At 65.7% G+C, this 19031-nt stretch carries 16 protein-coding genes and 1 pseudogene; 8 read left to right on the plus strand and 9 right to left on the minus strand.

Translation table 11 applies throughout. The features are described 5' to 3' along the window. Positions 1-239: 239 nt before the first annotated feature. Positions 240-914, minus strand: a complete 675-nt coding sequence (locus RT123_RS12630; RefSeq protein ID WP_045811096.1) for an OmpA family protein — start codon at positions 912-914, stop codon at positions 240-242. Between the two features lie 225 nt (positions 915-1139). Here RT123_RS12630 and RT123_RS12635 point away from each other — a divergent pair, with 225 nt between their 5' ends. Beyond that, on the plus strand, positions 1140-2051 hold the full coding sequence (locus RT123_RS12635) for an isopenicillin N synthase family dioxygenase (protein WP_313009484.1): 912 nt from the start codon (positions 1140-1142) through the stop codon (positions 2049-2051). A 4-nt stretch (positions 2052-2055) separates the two neighbouring features. Here RT123_RS12635 and RT123_RS12640 read toward each other — a convergent pair whose 3' ends face one another. From RT123_RS12640 to RT123_RS12665, 6 genes are all read right to left on the minus strand, one after another. After that, positions 2056-3966 (minus strand): ubiquitin-activating E1 FCCH domain-containing protein, encoded by a 1911-nt coding sequence (locus RT123_RS12640; protein WP_313009473.1) that lies wholly within the window; start codon positions 3964-3966, stop codon positions 2056-2058. Positions 3967-4063: 97 nt separating this feature from the next. Then, a complete protein-coding gene (locus RT123_RS12645; protein WP_313009475.1) occupies positions 4064-5959 on the minus strand; it encodes a M2 family metallopeptidase in 1896 nt (631 codons plus the stop codon). 64 nt (positions 5960-6023) lie between these two features. Further along, a complete protein-coding gene (gene mtgA, locus RT123_RS12650) occupies positions 6024-6716 on the minus strand; it encodes a monofunctional biosynthetic peptidoglycan transglycosylase (protein WP_313009476.1) in 693 nt (230 codons plus the stop codon). Then, complete coding sequence (locus RT123_RS12655; protein ID WP_313009485.1) at positions 6716-7681, minus strand: WD40 repeat domain-containing protein; 966 nt, start codon at positions 7679-7681, stop codon at positions 6716-6718. Before RT123_RS12655 ends, mtgA begins: the two co-directional genes overlap by 1 nt. A 49-nt stretch (positions 7682-7730) precedes the next feature. Continuing rightward, complete coding sequence (locus tag RT123_RS12660; RefSeq protein WP_313009477.1) at positions 7731-8669, minus strand: pirin family protein; 939 nt, start codon at positions 8667-8669, stop codon at positions 7731-7733. A 39-nt stretch (positions 8670-8708) separates the two neighbouring features. Next, positions 8709-9197, minus strand: coding sequence for an Lrp/AsnC family transcriptional regulator (locus RT123_RS12665; RefSeq protein ID WP_055754211.1), 489 nt, complete (start codon positions 9195-9197; stop codon positions 8709-8711). A 149-nt stretch (positions 9198-9346) separates the two neighbouring features. Between RT123_RS12665 and RT123_RS12670 the strand changes: the two genes are divergently transcribed. From RT123_RS12670 to lpdA, 5 genes are all read left to right on the plus strand, one after another. Then, the gene (locus RT123_RS12670) at positions 9347-10594 is read left to right on the plus strand and encodes a thiamine pyrophosphate-dependent enzyme (protein WP_235559271.1); all 1248 of its coding nucleotides are present in this window, start codon (positions 9347-9349) and stop codon (positions 10592-10594) included. A gap of 59 nt (positions 10595-10653) precedes the next feature. Then, complete coding sequence (locus RT123_RS12675; RefSeq protein WP_081600497.1) at positions 10654-11721, plus strand: alpha-ketoacid dehydrogenase subunit beta; 1068 nt, start codon at positions 10654-10656, stop codon at positions 11719-11721. Between the two features lies 1 nt (position 11722). Further along, the gene (locus RT123_RS12680) at positions 11723-13372 is read left to right on the plus strand and encodes a 2-oxo acid dehydrogenase subunit E2 (RefSeq protein ID WP_313009478.1); all 1650 of its coding nucleotides are present in this window, start codon (positions 11723-11725) and stop codon (positions 13370-13372) included. Between the two features lie 67 nt (positions 13373-13439). Continuing rightward, entirely contained in the window at positions 13440-13961 is a 522-nt protein-coding gene (locus RT123_RS12685; protein ID WP_313009479.1) for a hypothetical protein, read from the plus strand. Further along, on the plus strand, positions 13958-15370 hold the full coding sequence (gene lpdA, locus RT123_RS12690) for a dihydrolipoyl dehydrogenase (RefSeq protein WP_313009480.1): 1413 nt from the start codon (positions 13958-13960) through the stop codon (positions 15368-15370). The genes RT123_RS12685 and lpdA overlap by 4 nt, the downstream gene beginning before the upstream one ends. On the opposite strand, the gene RT123_RS12695 is transcribed toward lpdA, so the two are convergent. Both RT123_RS12695 and RT123_RS12700 read right to left on the minus strand, forming a co-directional pair. Next, positions 15371-16168 (minus strand): SDR family oxidoreductase, encoded by a 798-nt coding sequence (locus RT123_RS12695; protein ID WP_313009481.1) that lies wholly within the window; start codon positions 16166-16168, stop codon positions 15371-15373. A gap of 7 nt (positions 16169-16175) precedes the next feature. After that, a complete protein-coding gene (locus RT123_RS12700) occupies positions 16176-16646 on the minus strand; it encodes an Rrf2 family transcriptional regulator (protein ID WP_055807840.1) in 471 nt (156 codons plus the stop codon). Between the two features lie 168 nt (positions 16647-16814). Between RT123_RS12700 and RT123_RS12705 the strand changes: the two genes are divergently transcribed. Continuing rightward, on the plus strand, positions 16815-18791 hold the full coding sequence (locus RT123_RS12705; RefSeq protein WP_313009482.1) for a potassium transporter Kup: 1977 nt from the start codon (positions 16815-16817) through the stop codon (positions 18789-18791). Next, positions 18788-19031 (plus strand): annotated as a pseudogene (locus tag RT123_RS12710) (rRNA methyltransferase); the annotation flags it as partial. The gene RT123_RS12705 and the pseudogene RT123_RS12710, both read left to right, overlap by 4 nt.

The following is a 19031-nucleotide window of genomic DNA, read 5'->3' on the forward strand; positions in this document are numbered from 1 at the left end:
GTGCGCGAACCGCTCAACCGCCGCGCGACCATCGACATCAACTTCTAAGACTTTCAGGAGCCGATCTGGTTCGTCCGGATCGGCTTCACCCTTCGAAGTTGTCGAAAGACAATACGCCGCTTCCGTAAGGAGGCGGCGTTTTTCTTTGCGCCATCTGACCTTCTGCATGCTGTGTCCACGCAGAGAAAAAGGGCGACGCCTCGCGACGCCGCCCTCAAGCATTCTGATTTTGACGCCGATCAGCCGGTGAACGGCCGAATCAGGATTTCGACGCGGCGGTTCTGAGCCTTGCCTTCGGCGGTGGCGTTCGAGGCCACCGGGTTACGCGAACTGTTGCCGGCGACGTAGAGGCGTTGGGCTAGAACGCCACGTCGAACCAGTTCAGAGGCGACGCTGCTGGCGCGGCGCTCCGACAGAGGCTGATTGATCGCGTCGCCGCCCGACGAGTCGGTGTGGCCGATCACGTCCACGGTCGACTGGTCATACTGTTGCAGCACGCGGGCGACATCATCCAGCACCGGCAGGAATCGAGGATCGATGGACGACTGGTTCGTGGCGAAGGTCACGTCCGACGGCATGCGCAGCACAAGCAAGTCGCCCTGACGCGCCACGCCGACACCGGAGCCGGAAAGTTCGGCTTCCATCGCGCGTTGCTGACGATCCATATATTGGCCGACGGCGGCGCCGCCCAGCGCGCCAATGCCGGCGCCAATCAGAGCATTCTTGCGGCCCTGTTCGCCGTTCGAGGTATTGGTCAGATAGCCGAGAACCGCGCCGCCCAGCGCACCGGCGATGGCGCCGGTCCCGGTGTTGTTGCGAACCGGACCCGAACGATAGGGGTCGGTGGTCGTGCAGGCGGCCGCCCCCAGCAGGGCGGCGATGGAAACGCTGGCGACGATGAACTTGGCGCGCATGGAATGGTCCTTTCTTTTGAGCGATCTGGCGCGGAAACGTGCGCTTACTGTGAAGGTTCCAATCTGTACGGGGCATGAATGCCTTCCACGTCCGCACGCGCCATGACCCTGACAAGGTCGCCGATTAGGCGTATGGGAACCGCCGCACATCCCCAAATCGAGGACGACGCCGTGAGCGTGACCCAGACGGACCACACGACCGACCGCGCCATTCAGCCGGTTTCGATGACGCTGTACGACGCCGATTTTCAAGAGTTCAGCGACGCATTGGGCGCGTCCTTCTCCCGCTATGGCTTCGCTGTCGTCGCCGACCATGGTCTGGATGAGGCGCGCATCACCGCAGCCATCGACGACGCCAAGGCCTTCTTCGCCCTGCCGGAAGAGGTGAAGCGTCAGTATCACCAGCCCGGTACCGGCGGCGCGCGCGGCTTGACCCCGTTCGGAGTCGAGGCGGCCAAGGACGCCAAAACGGTCGATCTGAAGGAATTCTGGCACGTCGGCCGGGAACTGCCCGAAGGCCATCCTTATCGCCGCTATATGCGCGACAACCTCTGGCCGACCGAGATCGAGGGCTTCCGCGAGCACCTGTATGGCATGTTCGAGGACCTGGATGCGCTCGGGGCCAAGATCCTGCGCGCCATCGCCCGCTATCTGAAGCTGGGCGACGACTTCTTCGCGGACAAGGTCGATATGGGCAACAGCGTCCTGCGCATGCTGCATTATCCGCCGGTTCCGGCCGATGCGCCTGGCGTGCGCGCCGGTGCGCATGAAGACATCAATGTCATCACCCTGCTGCTCGGCGCCGAAGAAGCCGGTCTTCAGCTGAAGGACAAGGACGGCAGCTGGCTCGACATCGCCCCGCCGCCCGGCGCCCTGGTCGTCAATATCGGCGACATGTTGCAGCGGCTGACCAACCACGTCCTGCCATCGACGACCCACCGCGTGGTCAATCCCGCGCCAGAGCGTCGCGGCTTCGCCCGTTATTCGACGCCCTTCTTCCTGCATTTCAACCCGGACTTCCCGATCGAGACCCTGCCCAGCGCCATCACGCCGGACAATCCCGATCGCTATGCGGGCAAGACCATCCTTGCTGAAGATTATCTGACCGAACGCCTGCGGGAAATCCGCCTGCTGTAAGGCGTCAGCGGGAAATCCGTAGTCGGGTGATGTCGCGTCCAATGGCCTGGAAGTCGTTGGACAGATCCGCGCCCGACTGCGGTAGGAAGGCCTTGTCCTTATCAGTGGCGCAGGTGCTGAGGATGTTGGCCGCGTCGCTGCCGGGCGTGATCGAGAAGCCCACGGTGTAGACGATCACGCCCTTGGCCTTCATGCCGGTGCAAAGCTTTGCGGCCTGATCGAACGGGTCGCCGTTCGTCGCGTCGCAGGCGATCTTATCGTAGAGATTGCCGGACCCGGAGCCGGCGTCGCGAGCGATGACACCGCCGCAATAGGGGGTGTTGAACTCGCCGTCCGTCATCAGGATGACGGCCTTCAATACCTTGGTCGGCGCATAGGCGGCGGCCGGGTTCGACGACCACAAACCATTGAACTGGTTGGATACCGTGTACCAACCCCAGCCCAGGCCGATCTGACCCGCCGTCGAGCCCGTGACAGACAGGCCGTTCACGAGGCTGGTCAGCGTGTCGATGTTGGACGTCAGCGGTTGAATGATCGCTGCCGGGCAGGGATTGCGGGGCGACGCGTAGTTTCGACCAACGTAGGCCGAACCGGGAGCCGTGTCGGTGTAGGCCGATGAGCCAGCGCGCTCGCTGACGCAGGTCGTGTTGTCGAATACGTTCAGACGATTGTATTGCGGATCGCGGAAGACACGTTTGGCGCATCCGTCACGGCCGCACTGAACCGCGCCGCCGTTGGAATAGTCGGCGTAGGTCGCGCCACCGACAGGCACAACGAAGGCGTCCTTGGACGTGCGCTCGTAAACTTCAAATAGGCCGCTGCTGTTGTTCAGCGCCGTCATGCCGTTCACGCCAGTGATCTGCACCCCCTCGTCCTCAGACAGGCCGTGATTCACGGAGGTGATGGTCACGAAGCAGTCCGAGCGCATGCATTTGCGGATCTGACCGCCCGAGCTGTAGCTGCTGTATCCGCTGCTCGTGTTCAGCGCATACCAGTTCTGGCCGGATTGATATTGCAGGGACACCCGATTGGCGTCGATCCGCACGACCTTGTAGGCGCGGTTGTTGATCTGGGTCATGCCGCTGACGCCGCTGATCCAGACGTAGTCGTCGGTCGATAGCCCATGGCCGTTGGCGGTCACGACGCCCGGCGAAGCGCGCGTGATGCCGGAGATCGACTTGGCCGCCGCCGCCGCCCATGCGGCGCCGCTGATGCTGGTCGATCCGATCGAGGCGCCGCGTGCGGCGTCGGCGCGAGCACCCAGATTTACGCCGATCGAATAGGGCACGATGGCCATGCGGGAATAGTAGGGCGTCTGTTTCGCCGCCGGCTGAACGACCAGTTTGATCAGCTGGTTTGCGGCGTTCTTCAGATCACCGATCCGATTGTTGCTGCCCATCGAGCCGGTGATGTCGAGCACCAGCGAAACCTCGATGTCCTTGGACGACCGGTTCACCTCGGAGTGGACGCTGACCGGCAGGGTGTCGTCCAGAATCTTGCCGTAGGGGGGCAGAACGACATTGGCGATCAGCGTCTTCACCTGGACCTGGATGTCGGCGATGACGATCTGATCTTTCGTCAGCTCGATCTTGACGGCGTCATCGGCGAACGGCTCCACCGAGGCGTTGCGCAGATTGGCTCTCAGGGCCACCAGGGCGACGGTCTTCAGGTCTTTCGGATCCGTATAGGACGAGCGCGCCGCGGCCAGGGCGGCGGCGTCCAGCGCGTCCTGAACGCGGGCCTTCGCCGTCGTGACCCGGTTAATGTCGATGCCGCCCAGGGTCAGCATGATCAGCGCCGGCATCACCAAGGCGAAGATCATCACGACATTGCCGCTGCGGTCCGAAGAGAGGCGCGACGTGAACATGCGCAGAGCCTTCACCGCCCTGCCGATCCGATTGGAAACCTTCACCATGCCCATCCCAAAGGACGCGGACCGCCCGATTAGCGTTCAGTCTGCCATTCGGGCGGTTAAGGGAATTGTGAAGGGGACGGTTAACGCCGCCGCGTGATCAGGCGGCGCTCCATCCGCACTGGTGACCGCGGTTCTGTTCCTGGAGCCAGACGTTCAATGGGGCGAAATAGTCGGCGATGGCCGAGGCGTCATTGCCGTCGTCGCCGGTGAAGGCCTTCATCGCCTCCTGCCAAGGCCGCGACTGGCCCATCTGCAGCATGGCGTTGAAGCGGGCGCCGACCTCCTTGTTCCCATAGACGGAGCAGCGATGCAGCGGCCCGGTCCAGCCGGCCTGTTTGCAGGCCGCGCGCTGGAACTGGAACTGATAGATGGCCGCCAGGAAGTAGCGGGTATAGGGCGTGTTGCCGGGCACATGGTATTTCGCGCCCGGATCGAAGGCGTTGGCCGGGCGCGGTCCAGGCGGAACCAGACCCTGGTATTGCAGCATGTCGGCGGTCCAGGCGGTATTGTAGGCGGCCGGCGCCGTCTCGCCCGAGAAGACGTCCCAGCGCCAGCGGTCGACCATCAGGCCGAACGGCAGGAAGGCGATCTTGTCCAAGGCCATCTTGAGCAGGAAGGGAATGTCCTCCTCTGCGCCCGGGGTGGTTTTGAGCAGGCCGATCTGGTTCAGATAAGTGGGCGTCAGGGCCGACAGGCCGACGAAGTCGCCGATGGCCTCGTGGAAGCCGTCGTTGGCGCCGTTCCGGAACAGCATCGTCTGGTTCTTGTAGGCGCGCTGGTAGTAGTTGTGACCCAGTTCGTGGTGGACGGTGTAGAAGTCGTCGCCGTTGACGTTGGTGCACATCTTGATGCGGATGTCGTCGGCGTTGTCCAGGTCCCAGGCCGAGGCGTGACAGACGACTTCGCGGTCGCGCGGGCGGGTGATCTGACTGCGTTCCCAGAAGGTCTGAGGCAGCGGGTCGAGGCCCAGCGAGACGTAGAAGCCCTCGCCCGTCTTGACCATTTTCGTCGCGTCGTAATCGGCGGCCTTGAGCAGTTCGGTGAGGTCGTAGCTGGAGGCGCCGCCGCTGGGCGGGGCGACGACGTCGTAGATGTTGCCCCACTGTTGGGACCACATATTGCCCAGCAGATCGGCGCGGATCGGGCCGTGATCGGGTTGCACCGCGTCGCCATACTTCGCGTTCAGCCGGGCGCGCACATAGCAGTGCAGGTTCTCGTAGAAGGGCTTCACCTGGGCCCACAGCCGGTCGGTCTCGGCGGCGAAGTCGTCGGCCGGCATGTCGTAGCCTGACCGCCACAGGGCGCCGGTGTCGGCAAAGCCCAGCTCACGCGAGCCTTCGTTGGCGATCTCGACCATGCGGGCGTAGTCGTCGCGCATGACCGGCGAGATGGTGCGCCACCCTTCATACAGCGCCTTGGTCTCGGCGGGGTCGCGGCTGTCGGCCAGGATCAGCGAGGCCTCGTCCAGCGTAATCGGCTTGCCCTTGAAGTCGAACTTGCCGGTCGAATAGGTCGAGTCCAGTCGCGTGGTGATCTGCGCCAACTCCTCGGCCGCGCCAGGTCGGTTGGGGGCGGGCAGGACCAGGCTGAGCCGCAGCAGGTTCAGCTTGCGGCGCACGACCGGATCGACCTGGACGTCGTTGAACTTGGCCGCCTGATTGGCCAGCTGGACCTGAAGCTCGGTCGCCTCGCCGTTGGCCTTGGACTCCAGCCACATCGTGTCGAAGGTGATGTTGGTGGCGCGCGCCCATTGGATGCGGGCGACATATTCGCTGACCTCGGCCCATTTGGTTTCGGCGTCGGCGATGAAGGCTGTCGCGCCCTCGGCGGTGATCGGATAGTCGCCGCGCATGCCGCTGACGGCCGGCGCAGGCGTCGTCGAGGCCGTCTGTTCGACGCCCGGGGCTGCGGCGGCGGGTTCGCTGGTGCTGGCGCAGCCGGCGGCGAAGGCGAGGGCGCAGACCGCGACGGCGGTCATCATCTGACGCTTCATGATGGATCTCCTGAACAGCGCGGGCAGGAGAGGTCAGGCCCGGTCGCCCGTCAAGCGTGACGGTTCAGCGGCCGACGACGCAGGTGTTCAGACCCGCGTTGCGCACCGTGCCCATGGCGGCCTGAACGCGCGCGGCGCGCCGACGCACATAGGGGCCGGGCGCGGCGGCCTCGTAACGGCGCGGGGCCGGCAGGATGGCGGCCAGACGCGCCGCCTCACGCGGGCTCAGGTCGCGGGCATCCTTGCCGAACCAGTGGCTCGACGCGGCCTGGGCGCCATAGACGCCAGGCGCCCATTCCACCACGTTCAGATAGACCTCCATGATCCGGCGCTTGGACCAGACGGCCTCGATCAGGACGGTGTAGCCCGCTTCCAGACCTTTCCGAATCCAGTCGCGCCCGGGCCAGAGGAAGACGTTCTTGGCCGTCTGCTGGCTGATGGTCGATCCGCCGCGCAGACGCCCGCCCTCGGCGTTGTGATCCAGGGCCTTCTGGATCGCCTCCATGTCGAAGCCATGGTGGCTGCAGAACCGGGCGTCCTCGGCGGCGATGGCCGCGTTGACCAGATTGGGCGAAATCTGGTTCAGGCCGCGCCACTGATAGTCCATGCCGTCGCCCCTCGCGAGTTGACGCAGCATCAAGATGGTGGGCGGCGGCGGGATGATGGCGACGATCAGCACGCCCGCGACCGGGATCAGGGCCAGGATCAGAAGCGCGGTCAGCACCACGCGACGCCAGCTCTTGCGGCCCGTCGCCATCAGAGGATCAAGACTCCAGCGGCGCCGTCTTCATCGGCCCAGGCCACCTTGTCGACGGCGGGGCTGAGCGACAGGGCGACGATGGCCGGCCCCTTCTCGGCTTTGACGAAATTCAGACCCTGGGCCGCCGGATGCGCGACCCAGACCCGACCGTCGGTCAGGCCGGCGGCCAGCAAACCCTGATCGGCGCGGGCCGAGACCAGATTGACCAGGGTCGTGTCGTCATAGCCGATCTCGGTCGCCTCGCGCCCCATCGGTCCGTTCGATCCGATGAAGGGCCACAGGACCGCGCCCTGCGCGCCCGAGGTCGCCATCAGCTGACCATTGGCCAAAAAGGCCATCGACCGCACCTTGCCCGGATAGCCGCCCATGCGCAGAGTCTTGGCGTCCTTGATGCGCCAGCCGTGCATCTGATTGTCCTGCATCGTCGTGACGACGAAGGCGCCGTCGGGCGAAAAGGCGACGCCGGTGTGCGATCCGGCCCAGGCCAGCTTAACCGGTTGCTGCTTTTCGATCCGCGCATACCACAGCGCCGCCCCGCCATAGGTCGAGGTGGCGATGCGCCGGCCCTTGGGCTCGAAGGCGACGCCGGAGACGGTGCGCTCGTGCTGGAAGTCGCGGCGGAAGCCCACCTCCTTGGGGTCGATCACCGACAGGGTGCGGCCGAAGGAAAAGGCGATCAGACCCGAGGCCGGCGAGGCGTCGATGGCGTCGATCCACTGGTTCTTGGCCGTGGCGAGAACGACCGGGTCCTCGTCGCGACGGGTCCAGACGACCTTGCCGTCATCGCCGCCTGTGACGATCCCGTCGCCGGACGGGTGAACGCAGGCGCACAGCACGGCGCCGTCGTGCGCCTCTGCCCGCGTCCGGTCCTCGAACCGGACAGATCCGTCGCCGAGGGCGAAGACAGCGCCGGTGTTGTCGAACAGGGCGGCGGTGACCTGGGCGTCGAAATCGAAGTTCATAGGCCGCATGTAGCGATCCGACCTTGCCGCGTCACCTTCTGCTTGCCCGCTAGACCGGATCGGTCGGCTTGGGCGTCACCGGCGCAGGCTCCGCCTGCGCCTTTGCGGGTTCGTCAGGCAGGGGGATGAACTCCAGATCATCGGCGTCTGGCAGCGTCATCCGGCCTGCCTTCCAATCGGCCTTGGCCTGATCGATGCGGGCCTGGCTGGAGGCGACGAAATTCCACCAGATCAGCCGTTCACCCACCGGCTCGCCCCCCAGCACCATGACGGTCGATTGGGTCAGGGCCCTGACCGTCGGCTCGGCCGTCGGCTCCAGCACGATCATCTGGCCCTCGTGGAAGGTGCGATCGCCGACCTCGATGGAGCCCTTGGCCACATAGAGCGCGCGCTCGCTCATGCCTCCGGCGCCCTTGCCGGACGGCGGGGCGGTTCGCACGCCTGGCTGAAGCTCCCAGTGGATGTAGAACAGCGGCGACGACACCGGGACGGCCGCCTTGGCGCCGTAAGCCTCGCCCGCGACCAGCCGCGCGAACAGGCCGCCGTTCTCGTAGGCCGGCTGGGCGTCCTCGCCCAGGTGGTAGAAGGCCGGGTCCATCTCTTCGGCCTCGTCGGGCAGGGCGACCCAGGCCTGCATGCCGTGCATCGGCCCGCCCTTGCTCTTCTTCAGCGAATCGGTGCGCTCGGAATGGACGATGCCCTTGCCGGCGGTCATCCAGTTGACCTCGCCCGGCCGGATCGCCTGATCGTAGCCGAGATTGTCGTGGTGCACGATCTCGCCCTCGAACAGATAGGTCAAGGTCGACAGGCCGATATGCGGGTGGGGTCGCACGTCGATGGCTGTGGCGCCCGGCGCGAACTCGGCCGGTCCCATCTGGTCCAGGAAGATGAAGGGCCCGACCATCCGGCGCGAATGGAAGGGCAGGACGCGCCCGACCTCGAACCCGCCCAGGTCCTTGCGGCGTGCGTCGATCACCAATTCGATCATGTGTCGGCTCCCAAAGCGGCCCGCGCCGCCTGAGCGACGTTATCCGACGTGAGGCGTGATGATGCCAAGAGGCAGGGCGGTCACATTCTTCACGCCGCGCGTGACGATGTGGCTTTCGCAGTCCGAGACGATGCCCAGGGCCAGCAGCTTCTCGCGCAGGAACAGGTCGAAGGCGTGCATATCCGAGGTGATGATGCGCAGCACATAGTCCTCGCGCCCCGTGATGGTGGCGCACTGGACCACTTCCGGCCACTTGGCCACGGCGGCCTCGAAGACATTGAGATTGTCCGCCGAAGGCAGCATCAGTTTGACGATGGCGTAGACCTCGAAGTCCAGACCCAGCAGCTGCGCGTTCAGCAGGGTGACGCGCTTGGTGATCAGGCCGGAGTCTTCCAGCCGCTTGATCCGCCGCCAGCAGGGCGAGGCCGACAGTCCGACGCGATCGGCGACCTCTGCGACCGACAGCCCGGCGTCTTGTTGCAGGATATCCAGGATGCGGGCGTCGATGGGGTCGAGTTCGTCGGCCAATGCGTTTCTCCGATTATGATTATCGCGAAATAAAATACCCGATATCGGGATTGCGCAAGGTCAAATTGAGCGAGCACCTGCTTAGGGGTCGTGTTATCACACGTCCAGAGGAAACACGGACGGACCCCAGAATGGATATGGACGCCCGCATGAACGATAAAATGAACAAAAAGAACAGCCAGCCCCTGTCCTTGCGCGTGCCGGAGCCGTCCGGCCGTCCCGGCGATACGCCGGACTTCAGCCATCTGCAGATGGACCCTGCCGGTGTCGTCGAACGGCCCGAGGTCGGGTCGACGCCCTATCAGATGCGCGATCTCGCCTTCCGCCTGATTCGGGTGCTGGATGATGAGGGCGCCGCAGTCGGTCCGTGGAACCCGCGTCTAGATCCCGAGACGATGCGGCGGGGCTTGAAGGCCATGATCCTGACGCGCGCCTTCGACGACCGGATGCACCGCGCCCACCGCCAGGGCAAGACCAGCTTCTATATGAAGTGCACCGGCGAAGAGGCCATCGCTGTGGCGCAGGGCATGATTCTGAGCCGCGAGGACATGGGCTTCCCCACCTATCGCCAGCAGGGGCTTCTGATCGCGCGCGGCTATCCGCTGGTCGCGATGATGAACCAGATCTATTCGAACGCCGAAGATCCGATCAAAGGCCGCCAACTGCCGATCATGTATTCGGCCAAGGACTATGGCTTCTTCACCATCAGCGGCAATCTGGGCACCCAGGTGCCGCAGGCCGTGGGCTGGGCCATGGCCAGCGCCTACAAGGGCGACGACAAGATCGCCATCAGCTGGATCGGCGACGGCGCCACGGCCGAAGGCGACTTCCACAACGCCCTGACCTTCGCCTCCGTCTATCGCGCCCCGGTCATCCTGAACGTCGTCAACAACCAGTGGGCCATCAGCTCCTTCCAGGGCATCGCCGGCGGGCTTGAGACCACCTTCGCCTCCAAGGCCATCGGCTATGGCCTGCCGGCCTTGCGGGTGGACGGCAACGACTTCCTGGCGGTCTGGGCCGCGACCCAGTGGGCCGAGGAACGGGCGCGGTCGAACCAGGGGGCGACGGTGATCGAGCTGTTCACCTATCGCGGCGCCCCGCACTCGACTTCCGACGACCCCAGCCGCTATCGCCCTGGCGACGAGCATGAGAAATGGCCGCTGGGCGATCCGATCGAACGTCTGCGCCAGCATCTGACCGTCATCGGCGAATGGGACGACGAGCGTCACGCCGAGGCGTTAAAGGACGCTGTCGAACAGGTCCGCGCCGCGGGCAAGGAATCCGAAGCCATCGGCACCCTGGGCCAGTCGCGTCCCAGCGTGAAGACGATGTTCGAAGAGGTCTATGCGACCGAAGACTGGCGGCTGATCGAACAGCGCCGCGAGGTAGGGGTCTGACCATGAGCGAGCAAACCACCTTCACCGACGCCGATCGCAACGACGGCGTCGAGCCCGACATGGTCGACCAGAACGCCGCCCCCGCCTCGGAAGCGACGGGCGCGGGCGTGGTCCCCATGAACATGATCCAGGCGCTGAACTCGGCCATCGACGTCAAGATGGCCGAAGACGCCAACGTCCTGTCGTTCGGCGAGGACGCCGGCTATTTCGGCGGCGTCTTCCGCGTCACCGACAAGCTGCAGCAGAAGCACGGCCTGACCCGCAGCTTCGACGCCCCGATCTCGGAATGCGGCATCGTCGCCGCCGCCATCGGCATGGGCGCCTATGGGCTGCGTCCAGTCGTCGAGATCCAGTTCGCCGACTACATCTACCCGGCCTACGACCAGATCGTCTCGGAAGCGGCCAAGATGCGCTACCGCTCGGGCGGTCAGTTCACCTCGCCGATCACGGTGCGCAGCCCCTATGGCGGCGGCATCTTCGGCGGTCAGACCCACAGCCAGTCGCCTGAAAGCCTGTTCACCCATATCGCGGGCCTGAAGGTCGTCATTCCGTCCAACCCCTATGACGCGAAGGGCCTGCTGACCGCCGCCATCGAGGACGACGATCCGGTCGTCTTCTTCGAGCCGAAGCGGCTCTATAATGGGCCGTTCGACGGCTGGCATGAGAAGCCGGTCAGCCCGTGGAAGGCCCAGGATCTGGCCCAGGTCCCGACCGGCAAATATGTCGAGCCCATCGGCAAGGCGCGCGTGATGCGCGAAGGAAACGACGTCACCATCCTGGCCTATGGGACCATGGTCTGGGTCGCCCTGGCTGGCGCGGAACACGCGGGCGTGGACGCCGAGGTTATCGACCTGCGCTCGCTCGTGCCGCTGGACATCGAAGCCATCGAGGCCTCGGTGAAGAAGACCGGCCGCTGCGTCATCGTGCATGAGGCGCCCAAGACCTCGGGCTTCGGCGGCGAACTGTCGGCCCTGGTGCAGGAGCGCTGCTTCTATTCGCTGGAAGCGCCGATCGCGCGCGTCACCGGTTGGGACACGCCCTATCCGCACGCTTTCGAATGGGAATATTTCCCCGGACCGCAAAGGGTCGCAGACGCCTTGAAGAGCGTCATGACGGGAGGTCGATAAGATGGGTCGTTTCGTCTTCAAACTGCCCGACGTGGGCGAAGGCACCGCCGAGGCCGAACTGGTCGGATGGCACGTCAAGGTCGGCGATGTCGTCGCCGAGGACCAGATCGTCGCCGACGTCATGACCGACAAGGCCACGGTCGAGATCACCGCGCCGGTGAGCGGCAAGGTCGTCGCCCTGCACGGCGAACCCGGCGCCATGGTGCCGGTGCGCGGCCCCCTGGTGGAGTTCGAGGTCGAGGGGACGGGCAATGCCGATGACGCCCCGACGCCCGTCGCCTCCGCCAAGCCGGATTCCGCGCCCGTGGTCGCCGAAGCGCCGAAGGTCGAGACACCGGCAGCCCCCGCTGTTGAGGCGCCGACATCCGGCAACTATGTCTTCAAACTGCCTGACGTTGGTGAAGGCACGGCAGAGGCCGAGCTGGTCGGCTGGCACGTCAAGGTCGGCGATGCGGTCGAGGAAGACCAGATCATCGCCGACATCATGACCGACAAGGCCACGGTCGAAATCACCTCGCCGGTCGCCGGAACGGTCGTCGCCCTGTACGGCGAGCCGGGCAAGTCGGTGCCGGTCGGCGGGCCGCTGGTGGCGTTTGATGTCGAGGGTCGGGGCAATGTTTCGACGCCCGTCGCGGCGCCGAAACCGGCCGCAAAACCGGCAGAGAATGCGACGAAGGCTTCCGCCGCGATTTCGACGGCTCAAAGCGCGACTTCAGCGACCGCGCCCTCCAAGCCCGTTCCCGCCCTGACGGGACGTGCGCCTGGCGAACGTCCGTCGGCCTCGCCGGCCGTGCGCAATCGCGCGCGGGACCTGGGTGTAGATCTGACCTTCGTGCCCGGTTCCGGCCCGGCGGGTCGGATCACGCACGAGGATCTGGACGGCTTCATCGCGCGCGGCGGTTCGCAACCCGCGTCGGCGCCCTCCGGCGGCGGCTCGACCTATGCGAAGGCGCAAGGGACGACCGAGGTCAAGATCATCGGCCTGCGCCGCAAGATTGCGGAGAAGATGGCCGAGAGCGTGCGCCGCATTCCCCACATCACCTATGTCGAGGAAATCGACATGACGGCGGTGGAGGAGTTGCGCGCCCACCTGAACGCGACGAAGTCCAAGGATCAGCCCAAGCTGAACGTCCTGCCCTTCATCGCCCGCGCCATCGTGGTCGCCCTGCGCGACCAGCCTCAGATCAACGCCACCTATGACGACGAAGCCGGCGTTCTGACCCAGCACGCCCCGGTCCATCTGGGCATCGCGGCTCAAACGCCGAACGGCCTGATGGTGCCGGTGGTCCGCCATGCCGAGGCGCGCGATCCATATGATACGGCGCTGGAGATTGCCCGCGTATCGGGCGCGGCCAAGGACGGTTCGGCCAAGCGCGAAGAGCTGTCGGGTTCGACCATCACCATCACCTCGCTGGGCACGCTGGGCGGGGTGGTCCACACCCCGATCATCAACCACCCCGAGGTGGCCATCGTCGGTCCGAACAAGATCGCCGAACGGATCGTGGTAAAGGACGGCCAGATGGTCGTGCGCAAGATGATGAACCTGTCGTCCAGCTTCGATCACCGCATTGTCGATGGGCATGATGCGGCGGTGTTCGTGCAGCGGATCAAGGGGCTCTTGGAAAACCCCGCGACGCTCTGGATGGGGTGATGCCCATTTTCTAAGCGGGAAAGCGAGGTCCGCCCGCGTCTATGGCTATCACCTCGAAATTGGCGCCATGGCTCTTGATGATCCTTTCTCGTCGCCGAGAGAGGAAAATCGGGATCGGAAGGGTAATGTGATGCGGCAATTCAAAGTCAAAGCGCTGACCTTCGGCGCCAGCCTGCTAGCAGCCGTCGGCGTCGTCGCCTCGTCCGCGAACGCCTGCATACCCGAGCCGCCGCCGGCATGGTCGTCTCTGCTACGGTCCGATGGGCCGGCGCTGTTCATCGGGCGCGTGACGACGGTGGAGCGTTTGGCTGAACCCAGGCGGACGCCGACCATCGAGGTTATTCAGTCCGAGGCGACCATCGCCAGACTGGAAACGCTTCAAGGCGCTCCGCAAGAGACATATACACTGACCGCTGCGGAAACCGCCCGTCCGCTGGGCGGCTATCAAGGCATGATTTGCGTCGATTTTCAGCGCGTTAAACCCGGCGACATAGTCTTGGCCATGGAAACCGGAACCGGCGCGGTCCGCGTTTTCGAGCCCCAGCAAGTTCCTCCGCAGTTCAGCACCCGCCTTGAGGCCTATCGTTGACCCAGACCCTGAAAACCAAAGTCCTGATCATCGGGGCGGGCACCGGCGGCTATGTCGCGGGCATTCGCTGCGGCCAGCTGGGCCTCGACACCGTGTTGGTCGATGGCGGCGACGGCCATGGTGGCGGAGGATTGGGCGGCACCTGCCTGAACGTCGGCTGTATTCCGTCCAAGGCCATCATCCATGCTGCGGGCAAGTTCGAGACGGTGGCCAAGGCGGCCGGCGGCGGGACACTGGGCATCACGGCGGCGGCGGCGGCCATCGACCTGTCGCAAACGGTCGCATGGAAGGACGGCATCGTCCGTAAGCTGAACGCCGGGGTCGCGGCCCTGCTGAAGAAGGCCAAGGTCAAGGTCATCAAGGGCTGGGCCGAGTTCGCCGACGCCAAGACCTGCGTGGTCAAGACCGACGAAGGCGACATCCGTATCACCGCCGAACACGTCATCCTGGCGACGGGGTCCGAGCCGGTCGAACTGCCCTTCCTGCCGTTCGGCGGCGACGTCATTTCCTCGACCGAGGCGCTGAGCCTGTCGGAGGTTCCCAAGAAGCTGGTCGTCGTGGGCGGCGGCTATATCGGGCTGGAACTGGGCATCGCCTATCGCAAGCTGGGCGCCGAAGTAGCCATCGTCGAAATGGCCGACCGTATCCTGCCGCTCTACGACAAGGCCCTGACCGATCCGGTCGCCAAGTGGCTGGAGAAGCATGGCGTCGAGCTGCATCTGGGGGCGCGAGCCGGGGGCTTCGGCGACGGAAAGCTGTCGATCACGACCAAGGATGGCGAGCCGCTGCAACTGGACGCTGACAAGGTGCTGGTCACGGTCGGTCGGCGTCCGCGTACGCAAGGCTGGGGTCTGGAAAACATGGGCGTGGCCATGGCCGGTCCGTTCGTGAAGATCGACCAGCGCTGCGCCACCTCGATGAAGAACGTCTGGGCGGTCGGCGACCTGACCGGCGAACCCATGCTGGCCCACAAGGGTTCGGCCCAAGGCGAAGTGGTCGCCGAAATCATCGCCGGCCATGACCGCATCTTCGACCCCGTCACCATCGCCGCGGTCTGTTTCACCGAGCCGGAAATCGTCTCGGCCGGTCTGGGCCCGAACGACGTCGCGGGCCGCGACGATGTGATCCAGTCGGTCTTCCCCTTCGCCGCGATCGGTCGCGCCCTGGCCATCGAGGCGGGTGAGGATGGCGGCTTCGTGCGGGTGATCGCGAACAAGCGCGATCATCGCATCCTGGGTATCCAGGCGGTGGGCCAGCATGTGTCGGAACTGTCCAACAGCTTCGCCCAGATGCTGGAGATGGGCGCCGTGCTGGAAGACGTCGCCGGGACGATTCACGTCCACCCGACGCTGGGCGAAGCCTTCCACGAGGCCAGCCTGCGCGCCCTCGGGCACGCCATCCACATCTAATCAGATCCGGTCCAGCCGCTTCGCATGGTTCGCCACCATGCGGAGCGCCAGGCCATCGGGCAGGAAGCGGGCCAGTCCGGCCATGACGTTGTTCATGACGCCGGGGGTGACGCTGGGACGGTTGGCCTCGCAGGCGTCATAGCCGATGCGCGCCACGCGCGCGGCGTCCATCCACATCCAGGCCGGATAGGCGCTGGAGACCTGCTCGCGCGAGCCGTTAACGTCGTGGAATTCGGTCAGGGTGTAGCCGGGGTTCAGCACGGTGACGTGAACGCCGGTCCCCTGCGTCTCAAGATGCAAGCCCTGCGACGCCTTGATCAAGAAGCTCTTGATCGGTCCGTACAGGGTGTCGCCCCCAGTCGCGGGCATCTGGCCGGCCAGGGAGGCGACGTTCAGCACCCGGCCGAAGCCCCGCTGGATCATGCCGGGCAGCAACAGGCGCGACAGCTCGACCGGCGCGGTCAGCATGACCTGCATCATGGCGCGATGGGCGCCCAGGTCGGTATCCAGAAAGCCGGTGACCCGGCTGAATCCCGCATTGTTGACCAGGCCGTCGATGGTCAGGCCGCGCGCGGCGATTGCGGCGACCAGCCGTTCGGGCGCCTCGGGGTCGGACAGGTCTTCGGGGATCACGGTCGCGGTGACGCCGTGGGCGGCGGTCAGTTCGTCGGCCAAGGCCTGCAGCGGGGCTTCGCGACGCGCCGTCAGGATCAGATTCCAGCCCTCGGCCGCATAGGTCCGGGCTAGGGCCGCGCCGATGCCGGCCGAGGCGCCGGTGATCAGAACGGTTCGGCTCACAGATCGATCAGGCCGCGACGGGGCAGGACTTGTGCGGCGCAAAGGCCGCCAGAGCGATCGGGTTATCGGCCAGAAGGTCGGCGATGGTGATCTTGGACAGGGCTTCCGTCGCGGCTTCGTCGGCGGCGGTCAGGGCCTTGGCGACCTGGCGCGGAATGTGTTCGCTGATCGGGCAGCCCTTGGCGCCGGCGGGTGGCGAGCCGATGTGGGCGCAGCCGTTCACCGCCTTGAGCACCTGATCCAGCCGGATGTCCTCGGGCTGACGCAACAGCCAGGAGCCGCCGGTCGCGCCCGGACGGGTGGCGATCAGTCCGGCCTTTGCCAAGAGGGCGGTCACGCGGCGCACCACGACGGGATTGGTCGGGATCGAGGACGCCAGCACGCCGCTGGGCATCGCCTGCGCAGGCCCGAACGCGCCCTTGTGGGCCATATAGGCCAGGGCGTGGGCGGCGACGGGGAAGCGTTGGCTGTCTGACATGGTTCTGTTCCTGATGCGAAAATAGGCGTTCAGGGGCCGAATCACAAATCGCGCCGCAGAACGCCGAAACCGAATCCGCTGCGGCGCGATTGAAGACCGCGTGGAATGGGCCTAAAGGCTCGCCGCTTTGAAGGGACCGACGCCGCGTCGGAGACCCGGAGGATACGCATGGCCGGGGACACTCCCCACGACGCGAGCGCTCCCTCGCTCGCGTCGAACACGCCGGACAAGCCCACCCACGCCACGGGTCCGGACTCCCACATCCCGGGCGGCCAGGCCGCCAAGCACGGCGGCTTCTGGGCTCTGACCATCGGCGCGATCGGCGTGGTGTTCGGCGACATCGGCACCAGCCCGCTCTACGCCCTGCGCGAGGCGATCGACCATGCGCGCTCCGGCGTCGGCGGCGATCTGGCCGTGATCGGCGTCGTGTCGCTGGCGTTTTGGGCGCTGATGGTGGTGGTGACGTTCAAATACGTCTTCTTCCTGATGCGCGCCGACAACAAGGGCGAGGGCGGCACCCTGTCGCTGATGGCCCTGGCCCAGTTCGCGGTCGGTCGGCGTAGCGCCTGGATCTTCATTCTGGGCGTTTGCGGCGCGGCCCTTTTCTATGGCGACGGCATCATCACGCCCGCCATCTCGGTCCTGTCCGCCGTCGAAGGGCTGCAGGACGCGCCGGGTCTGGCCGGGCGGCTGGATTCCTTCATCGTGCCGATCTCGGCCGGCATCCTGATCGCTCTGTTCCTGGTCCAGTCACGCGGCACGGCCAGCCTGGCCAAGTATTTCGGCCCGATCACCGCCGTCTGGTTCCTGAGCCTGGGGGCGCTGGGCCTGTATCATATCTTCGACGACGTCAGCGTGCTGCGGGCCCTGTCGCCCCACTATGGCGTCATGCTTCTGCTCAACGACGGCTTCCTGGGCTTCGTAATCCTGGGCAGCGTCTTCCTGGCCGTCACGGGGGCCGAGGCCCTCTATGCCGACATGGGCCATTTCGGAAAGGCTCCAATCCGCATGGGCTGGCTGGCCTTCGTCCTGCCGTGCCTGACGCTGAACTATCTGGGCCAGGGCGCCCTGATCCTCGACAATCCGGCCGCATCCGAGAACCCGTTCTGGAACATGGTGCCGCAGTTCGCCTATTGGCCGATGCTGATCCTGGCGACCGCCGCGACCGTCATCGCGTCCCAGGCGGTGATCACCGGCGCCTTCTCGGTGACGCAACAGGCGGTGCAGCTGGGCCTTCTGCCGCGCATCGACATCAAAAACACCTCCGAGACCCAGGCCGGCCAAATCTTCGTGCCGGCGGTCAATACCTTCCTGATGGTCGGGGTGCTGGTGCTGCTGGTCGTGTTCCAGAGCTCGCATAACCTGACCGCCGCCTATGGCGTGGCGGTGACCGGCACCATGCTGGTCAATACGCTGATGGCCTATTCGGTCATCCGAAAGGGCTGGAAGTGGCCGATGTGGGCGGTGGCCGGGACCCTTATTCCGTTCGCCTTCATCGACAGCGTCTTCCTGACGTCCAACCTGCTGAAGATTCCGGACGGGGCGTGGATGCCGCTGGTGCTGGGCGCCCTGCTGGTCGTGGTGATGTGGACCTGGGTGCGCGGGACGCAGATCCTGACGGCCAAGACACGCAAGGACAGCCTGCCGCTGAACGATCTGATCGAGATGCTTCAGGCTCGTCCGCCGCATCGTGCGCCGGGCATGGCCATCTTCCTGACCTCGGATCCCGATGTCGCGCCGGTCGCCCTGATGCACAATCTCAAGCACAACAAGGTGCTGCACGAGAAGAACGTCATCCTGACCGTGCGCACCTCCGAGCGGCCCCGCGTCAAGGAGGCCGACCGGGTGCGGATGGAGCCGATCAACGACGACTTCAAGAAGGTCACGGTCACCTACGGCTTCATGGAGACGCCGAACGTGCCGCGTGCGCTGGGCCTGTGCCGCAAGCAGGGGTTGAAGTTCGACATCATGTCGACCAGCTTCTTCCTGGGTCGCCGTTCGCTGATCCCGTCGGCGCGTCAGGGCATGCCGCTGTGGCAGGACAAGCTGTTCATCTTCCTGATGCGCAACGCCGCCAATCCGACCGACTTCTTCCACATCCCGCCCGGCCGCGTGGTCGAGCTGGGCGCGCAGGTGGCGGTATGAGCACCGAGGGACGGGGCGGGCAGAGCTCGCAGGCGCGCGGCCGTCGCATGGCCACCAAGGGCCGCCCGCGCCCGGCCTCGGCCGAGGCCGATCAAGGTCCGTCGCAGGACGACGTCGGCGTCGAAGCCCGCGTCGTCGCCGGCATCCTGCTGAACGCGGCGCTGGAGAAGCGCAACGGCCTGGACGAAGCGCTGTCTCAGCCTGCGGCCCGCGCGCTGGAGCCGGTGGATCGCGCCTTCG

This window comes from Brevundimonas vesicularis (assembly GCF_032067225.1).
Taxonomy (GTDB): Bacteria; Pseudomonadota; Alphaproteobacteria; order Caulobacterales; family Caulobacteraceae; genus Brevundimonas; species Brevundimonas vesicularis_F.

Excerpts from the sequence above, each read along its gene's own strand:
- RT123_RS12630 (WP_045811096.1), bottom strand. The coding sequence starts at position 914 with ATGCGCGCCAAGTTCATCGTCGCCAGCGTTTCCATCGCCGCCCTGCTG.
- RT123_RS12635 (WP_313009484.1), top strand. The coding sequence starts at position 1,140 with ATGACGCTGTACGACGCCGATTTTCAAGAGTTCAGCGACGCATTGGGC.
- RT123_RS12640 (WP_313009473.1), bottom strand. The coding sequence starts at position 3,966 with ATGGTGAAGGTTTCCAATCGGATCGGCAGGGCGGTGAAGGCTCTGCGC.
- RT123_RS12645 (WP_313009475.1), bottom strand. The coding sequence starts at position 5,959 with ATGAAGCGTCAGATGATGACCGCCGTCGCGGTCTGCGCCCTCGCCTTC.
- mtgA (WP_313009476.1), bottom strand. The coding sequence starts at position 6,716 with ATGGCGACGGGCCGCAAGAGCTGGCGTCGCGTGGTGCTGACCGCGCTT.
- RT123_RS12655 (WP_313009485.1), bottom strand. The coding sequence starts at position 7,681 with ATGAACTTCGATTTCGACGCCCAGGTCACCGCCGCCCTGTTCGACAAC.
- RT123_RS12660 (WP_313009477.1), bottom strand. The coding sequence starts at position 8,669 with ATGATCGAATTGGTGATCGACGCACGCCGCAAGGACCTGGGCGGGTTC.
- RT123_RS12670 (WP_235559271.1), top strand. The coding sequence starts at position 9,347 with ATGAACGATAAAATGAACAAAAAGAACAGCCAGCCCCTGTCCTTGCGC.
- RT123_RS12675 (WP_081600497.1), top strand. The coding sequence starts at position 10,654 with ATGGTCGACCAGAACGCCGCCCCCGCCTCGGAAGCGACGGGCGCGGGC.
- RT123_RS12680 (WP_313009478.1), top strand. The coding sequence starts at position 11,723 with ATGGGTCGTTTCGTCTTCAAACTGCCCGACGTGGGCGAAGGCACCGCC.
- RT123_RS12685 (WP_313009479.1), top strand. The coding sequence starts at position 13,440 with ATGGCTCTTGATGATCCTTTCTCGTCGCCGAGAGAGGAAAATCGGGAT.
- RT123_RS12700 (WP_055807840.1), bottom strand. The coding sequence starts at position 16,646 with ATGTCAGACAGCCAACGCTTCCCCGTCGCCGCCCACGCCCTGGCCTAT.
- RT123_RS12705 (WP_313009482.1), top strand. The coding sequence starts at position 16,815 with ATGGCCGGGGACACTCCCCACGACGCGAGCGCTCCCTCGCTCGCGTCG.